Source organism: Streptomyces sp. SM1 (assembly GCF_002910825.1).
Classification (GTDB): Bacteria; Actinomycetota; Actinomycetes; order Streptomycetales; family Streptomycetaceae; genus Streptomyces; species Streptomyces okerensis.
Window position 1 is genome coordinate 1 of sequence record NZ_NEUB01000554.1, and the last position, 6,593, is coordinate 6,593.

General features: G+C 70.3%; 7 protein-coding genes. 2 read left to right on the forward strand and 5 right to left on the reverse strand.

The window, feature by feature from the left end:
• The coding region (locus B9S61_RS13570; RefSeq protein WP_374936208.1) for a Gfo/Idh/MocA family oxidoreductase at positions 1–316 on the forward strand (316 nt) is incomplete at its 5' end.
• Between the two features lie 50 nt (positions 317–366).
• On the opposite strand, the gene B9S61_RS13575 is transcribed toward B9S61_RS13570, so the two are convergent.
• From B9S61_RS13575 to B9S61_RS13595, 5 genes are read right to left on the reverse strand one after another with little or no spacing between them, the layout of a single operon-like run.
• Positions 367–1,386 carry a Gfo/Idh/MocA family protein gene (locus tag B9S61_RS13575; protein WP_103542486.1) on the reverse strand — a complete coding sequence of 340 codons (1,020 nt, stop codon included), beginning with the start codon at positions 1,384–1,386 and terminating at the stop codon, positions 367–369.
• A gap of 26 nt (positions 1,387–1,412) precedes the next feature.
• Entirely contained in the window at positions 1,413–2,315 is a 903-nt protein-coding gene (locus tag B9S61_RS13580) for a sugar phosphate isomerase/epimerase (protein ID WP_103542487.1), read from the reverse strand.
• 1 nt (position 2,316) lies between these two features.
• Positions 2,317–3,225: an ATP-binding cassette domain-containing protein gene (locus tag B9S61_RS13585; protein WP_103542488.1), complete on the reverse strand. Its 909-nt coding sequence runs from the start codon at positions 3,223–3,225 to the stop codon at positions 2,317–2,319.
• Between the two features lie 5 nt (positions 3,226–3,230).
• Positions 3,231–4,307, reverse strand: coding sequence for an ABC transporter permease (locus B9S61_RS13590; protein WP_103542489.1), 1,077 nt, complete (start codon positions 4,305–4,307; stop codon positions 3,231–3,233).
• A complete protein-coding gene (locus tag B9S61_RS13595; RefSeq protein WP_103542490.1) occupies positions 4,307–5,326 on the reverse strand; it encodes a sugar ABC transporter substrate-binding protein in 1,020 nt (339 codons plus the stop codon). The genes B9S61_RS13590 and B9S61_RS13595 overlap by 1 nt, the downstream gene beginning before the upstream one ends.
• A 316-nt stretch (positions 5,327–5,642) precedes the next feature.
• Between B9S61_RS13595 and iolC the strand changes: the two genes are divergently transcribed.
• The coding region (gene iolC / locus B9S61_RS13600) for a 5-dehydro-2-deoxygluconokinase (protein WP_103542491.1) at positions 5,643–6,593 on the forward strand (951 nt) is incomplete at its 3' end.

Sequence of the window (6,593 nt, forward strand, 5' to 3'; positions counted from 1 at the left end):
CCGCTGCCACATGGCGTACGACCGGCTGGAGATGAGCATCCGGCTGACCGGCGGCCTGGGCGAGGTGACGGTCCCGAACTTCGTGCTTCCGCAGACGGACGACCGCGTCGTGATCCGCACCGGGGACGGCGAACGCACGGAACGCCTCGGCACCCGCTCGTCGTACACCTACCAGCTGGAGGCGTTCGCCGCCCGCGTGCGCGAGGGCGCTCCGCTTCCGCTGGGCCCGGACGACGCGGTGACGACGATGCGGCTGATCGACGCCTGCTACGAGGCGGCCGGGCTCGGCCCTCGGCCTCGTACCACGGCCGGCTGACCTCGCGGGTACGGCCGTCCTTCGAGGGTGCGGCCGTACCCGCGCGTGGGTCACCGGTACAGTGCCGGCTTCTCCACCAGGTCGACCGCCACCCGGCCGCCGTCCTCCAGTGCCCGTACGCCCGCCTCGCAGACCGCTGCCGCCGCGTAGCCGTCCCAGGTGCTGGGCCCGGTGACCTCGCCGCGGCGGGTGGTGTCGACCCAGGTCTGCACCTCGTCGTCGTAGGCCTGGGCGAAGCGGTCGGTCCAGTCCTGGGTGATGGTGCCGCCCCAGCGGCCGACCGTGTGGGTGACCAGGGCGTGGCCGTCGCCGATGCGGGCGGTGCCGCGTTCGCAGACCACCTCGGCCTGTACCTGGTAGCCGAAGCCGCAGTTGACGAAGATCTCCACGTCGGAGATGGCGCCGCCGTCGGTCTCCAGGACGACGAACTGCGGGTCGCTGAGTCCCTCGGGGGCGCCGGCGGACGCCGTGGGGCGCAGGACGGTCACGGCGCTGATCTCGTGGCCGAGCAGCCAGCGGGTGGCGTCCACCTCGTGGGACACGGAGTCGCTGATGAGCATGGAACTGGTGAAGAAGGGCGGGCTGGCCACGTTGCGGTGCCGGTTGTGCAGCATCAGCGGGCGGCCCAGCCGTCCGCTCTCCAGCAGCGCCTTGAGACGTACGTACTCGGTGTCGTAGCGGCGCATGAAGCCGACCTGCACCCGGCGGTGGCCGAGGGCCTGTTCGGCTTCCATGAGGCGCAGCGCGGAGGCCGCGTCGGGGGTGAGCGGCTTCTCGCACAGGACGGGCAGGTCGTGTGCGAAGGCGGTGAGCAGGGCGGCCTCGTGGGCCGGCCCCGGGGAGGCGACGACGACGGCGTCGACGTCGGCCGCCGCCATGGCGGCGGCCGGGTCGGTGTGGGCGGTGCAGCCCTCGATGTCCGCGGCGAGGGCCTGGGCCCGTCCGGCGTCGATGTCCACGACGGCGGTGACCCTCGCGCCGCTGATGACCCGGTCGATCCGGCGTACGTGGTCGGCGCCCATCCGGCCGGTGCCGATGACGGCGACGCGCACTGGCTCGTGCGGGTTCACGTCTCTCGCCTCCCCTCCGCCGGTGGTCAGGCGCCGCAGGAGCGGAGGAACGCGCGGGTGCGTACGGCGATCGGCAGCGGCTTGTCCGGCTCGCACGGGTACATGTCCTGCTCGACGATGGCGAACAGGTCCACGTCCAGCTTCTGGGCGGCGGTGAGGACCGGGCCCAGGTCGGGGACCCCGGCGGGCGGTTCGCACATCACTCCGCGCTGGACGGCGGGGCCGAACGGGACCTGGTTCTTCACCACGTCGGCGAGGATCTCCGGGTCGACCTGTTTGAGGTGCAGGTAGCCGATGCGTTCGCCGTAGGTCTCGATGAGCTTGACGCTGTCGCCGCCGCAGTAGGCGTAGTGGCCGGTGTCCAGGCAGAGGTTGACCAGGGAGGAGTCGGTCGAGTCGAGGAAGCGCTCGACGTGCTCCTCGGTGTCGATGTGGGTGTCGGCGTGCGGGTGGACGACGATGTCGAGCCCGTACGTCTCCTTCACCTCGCGGCCGAGGCGTTCCATGCCCTTGCTGAGGTGGCCCCACTGCTCGGTGGTGAGCTCCGGGGGTTCCAGGATCTCGGCGGTCTTGTCGTCGCGCCAGAAGGACGGGATGACGACGAGGTGCTTCGCGTCCATGTCCCGGGTGAGCGCGGCGACCCGGCTGACCTGTTCCCAGGTGGCGTCCCATTCGGCGGGGCCGCGGTGCAGCCCGCAGAAGATGGTGCCGGCGGAGACCCTGAGGCCGCGCCGGTCCACCTCGTCGGTGAGGCGGGCCGCGTCGGTCGGGAGGTAGCCGTAGGGGCCGAGTTCGATCCAGGAGTAGCCTGCCTCGGCGACCTCGTCGAGGAAGCGCTGCCAGGGCACCTGCTGTGGGTCGTCGGGGAACCAGACGCCCCAGGAGTCGGGGGCGGAACCGACCCGGATGCGGTCGAGGGCGACTGCCATGTCAGGACTTTCCTTCCGGGGTTGCTGCGGGGGCCTGGAGGGCGTCCTCCTCGGGAAGCTCCTCGGTGTCGACGCCGCGGACCTGCGACAGCTCGTGCTTGAGGGTGGCCAGCTCGGCGCCGCCGGCCATGTGGTTGGTCAGCTCCTCGAGGCTGACCTCGCTGCGGTCGGCGCTGAGTTCCATGGTGCCCAGGCGCAGCACGCTGAAGTGGTCGCCGACCATGTAGGCGTGGTGCGGGTTGTGGGTGATGAAGATGACGCCGAGGCCGCGGTCGCGGGCCATCGCGATGTACTTGAGGACCACGCCGGACTGCTTGACGCCGAGGGCGGCGGTCGGCTCGTCGAGGATGAGGACGCGGGCGCCGAAGTAGACGGCGCGGGCGATGGCGACGCACTGGCGCTGGCCGCCGGAGAGGGTGCCGATGGGCTGCTCCAGGTCGTCCAGGACGATGCCTATGTTGCGCAGTTCCTCGTCGGCCGTCTTCTTCATCCGGGCGATGTCGAGACGGCGCAGCGGCCAGGGGCCCTTGGTCATCTCGGAGCCGAGGAAGAAGTTCCGCCACACCGGCATCAGCGGGACGACCGCGAGATCCTGGTAGACGGTGGCGATGCCCTTGGCGAGGGCGTCGCGCGGGGTGGAGAAGCGTACGGGGGTGCCGTCGACGAGGAACTCGCCCTCGGTGTGCTGGTGCAGCCCCGAGATGATCTTGATGAGGGTGGACTTGCCGGCGCCGTTGTCGCCGAGGACGCAGGTCACCCGGGAGGGGCGGACGGTGAGGTCGACGCCGTGCAGGGCGCGGATGTTGCCGTAGGCCTTGCCCGCCCCGCGCAGTTCCACCAGGGGCCGGTCGCGCTCCGGCGGGGTGTCCTTGGGTGCGGCCCCGTGGGCGGAGGTCGTCTTGTCGGTCATTGCGGTCACCTCCGGGTCGCCGTGCGCTGGACCCACAGATTGATGAGGACGGCGCCGAGCAGCATCACGCCGAGGAACGCCTTGAACCAGTCGGGGTTCCAGCCGGCGTAGACGATGCCCTGCTGCACCATGCCGAACATGAAGGCGCCGAAGACCGGGCCGATCGCGGAGCCGTAGCCGCCGGTCAGCAGACAGCCGCCGATCACCGCCGCGGCGATGTAGATGAGCTCCTGGCCCACGCCCTCGCCGGACTGCACGGTGTTGAAGGAGAACAGGTTGTGCATGCCGACGAACCAGGCGCCGAAGCCGACCAGCATGAACAGCGAGATCTTGGTGAAGGTGACGGGGACGCCGACCGCGCGGGCGCTGTCCTTGCTGCCGCCGACCGCGAAGATCCAGTTGCCGTACTTGGTGCGCAGCAGGACCCAGGTGGCCAGGGCGGCGAAGACGAGCCACCAGACGACGGTGATCTTCACCTGGACGCCGCCGACCTCGAAGCTGGAGGCGAAGACGGCCTTGGCCTGCTCGAAGCCGTCCATGTCGCTGATGTTGTCGGTGGCGACGTTGCCGGTGACCAGCTTGGTCACCGCGAGGTTGACGCCCTGCAGGATCAGGAAGGTGCCGAGGGTGACCAGGAAGCTGGGCAGTCCGGTCTTGACCAGCATCCAGCCGTTGAACATGCCGACGGCGAGGGACACCGCCAGGGCGGCGATCACGCCCACCCAGACGTTCATGGTGAGCTGGTAGCTGAGCATGCTCGCGGTGAGCGCCGAGGTCACGACGGCGACACCGGCCGAGAGGTCGAACTCGCCGCCGATCATCAGCAGGGCCACGGGCAGCGCCATGATGCCGATGGTGGACGACTGGTACAGGATGTTCGCCATCGAGCTGCCGTCGCGCACCGGCGGGGCGGCGAACAGGAAGAACACCAGCACGGCCACGGCGCCGAGGAACACCCCGACCTCGGGCCGGGCGAGCAGGCGCAGCGCCAGCGGGCGCCGCACCGTGCGGCCGTCGCTCGGCCGGGGGCCGGGAGCCGGCGGTGGGGTCACCGCCGGCTCAGCCTGTTGTGCCATGCTCATCACCGAGTGCCCTTCGCGGCAAACTCGGAGACCGCGTCGACATTGGACTTGTCGACGAACGCCGGGCCGGTCAGGACCGGCTGCTCACCGCCGCCGCTGTAGTTGCCGTTGTTCTTGTGGAGCCACAGGCCGTCGACGGCGAGGTAGCCCTGGAGGTACGGCTGCTGGTCCACGGCGAACTCGATGTCACCCGCCTGGATCGCGCCGGTCAGCTCCTTGTTGAGGTCGAAGGTGGCGACCTTGGCCTTGCTGCCGGACTCGTCGATCGACTGCACCGCGGTCAGCGCGAAGGGCGCGCCGAGGGTGACGACGTAGTCGATGGCGGAGTCCTGCTTGAGCTTGGCCGTGATCGTCGACTTCACCGAGGGCATGTCCGTGCCGTTGACGTTGAGGACCTGGGTCTCGCCCTCGAAGGTCTTCTCCATGCCGTCGCAGCGCTGGGTCAGGCCGACGTTGCCCTGCTCCTGGACGACACAGACGGCGCTCTTGGCGCCGACCTCGTTGAGCCTCTTGCCGAAGGCCTCGCCCGCCACGGACTCGTCCTGACCGAAGAACGACATCAGGCCGAGGTCCTGCCAGTCGCTCACGCCGGAGTTGAGGCCGACGACCGGGATGCCGGCCGCCTCGGCCTTGGCTATGACGCCCTTGAGCGCGTCCGGCTTGGCGAGGGTCACGGCAATGCCGTCGACCTTCTGGTCGATGGCGTTCTGCACCAGGTTGGCCTGGTTGCCCGCGTTGGGGTCGGCGGAGTAGACGAGCTTGACGTTGTCCTTGTCCGCGGCGGCCTGGGCGCCCTTGCGGACGATGTCCCAGAAGGTGTCACCCGGGGACTGGTGGGTGACGAGGGCGACCGTCATGCGGGGCGTCGAGGCCTTGCCCGCCGAGGCGTCGGCTCCGCCTTCCTCGGACTTCTTGCCGCCCGAACCGCTGGAACAGCCGGCGAGGGTCAGAGCGGCTGCCGCTGCGACCGCGACGAACGGCGCGATTCTGCGGGAGCGGGTGAGAGAAGAGCGGTCCATCTGTCCTGCACCTCACTGTGCTACGCGGGGAAAGGGCGGGAGTCCGGGGGTCCGTTGGCCGGGACCCGGGGATTCCGAGTGTGTGCCGTGGCACACGGCTGTCGTGCTGGGACGCGATCCAATCCCCAGATACGGCCGCTGTCAATACTTTGTTAAGACATCAGTTCACACGCTCGTCCGAATGTAAGTACAAACTATTGACACCGCCGCCCTCCGAGACCTACACCTGAGAGGCGGCAGGTCCCCGGAATGCACGTCCCCACCGTGGCAGGGCGTCCCGGGACCCGCATCCCCAAGGCTTCAGGAGCATCGCGTCATGGCCGACTCGCCACATTATTTCGACCTGATCACCATGGGTCGCATCGGGGTCGATCTCTACCCCCTGCAGACCGGTGTGCCGCTGGCGCGCGTGGAGACATTCGGGAAGTTCCTGGGCGGTTCGGCCGCGAACGTCGCTGTCGCCGCCGCCCGGCTGGGCCGGTCCGCCGCCGTGATCACCCGTACGGGGGCCGACCCCTTCGGCACCTATCTGCACGAGGCGCTGACGGAGTTCGGGGTCGACGACCGCTGGGTCACCCCGGTGGCCGCCTACCCGACCCCCGTCACGTTCTGCGAGATCTTCCCGCCGGACGACTTCCCCCTCTACTTCTACCGCCGCCCCAAGGCCCCCGACCTGGAGATCCACACCCACGAGCTGGACCTGCCCGCCGTACGCGCGGCGGGGATCTTCTGGATCACCGGCACGGGTCTGAGCGAGGAGCCGAGCCGCTCGGCCACCCTCGACGCCCTCGCGGCCCGGGACAGGTCCGGCACCACCGTCTTCGACCTGGACTGGCGCCCCATGTTCTGGCGCGACCCCGATCAGGCCCGCCCGTACTACCGGGAGGCGCTGCGCCACGCCACGGTCGCGGTCGGCAACCTCGACGAGTGCGAGGTCGCCACCGGTGTGCGGGAGCCGGAGGCCTGCGCCGAGGCGCTGCTGGCGGCCGGTGTGGAACTGGCCGTGGTCAAGCAGGGGCCCAAGGGCGTGCTCGCCGTGCACCGCGACGGCACCCGGGCCGAGGTGCCCCCGGTGCCGGTCGAGGTGGTCAACGGTCTCGGCGCCGGCGACGCCTTCGGCGGTTCGCTCGGCCACGGCCTGCTCTCCGGCTGGGACCTGGAGCGGACCGTGCGCCACGCCAACGCCGCCGGCGCCCTCGTCGCCTCGCGCCTCGCCTGTTCGTCCGCCATGCCGACCGGGCCGGAGGTGGTGGACCTCCTCGCGCGG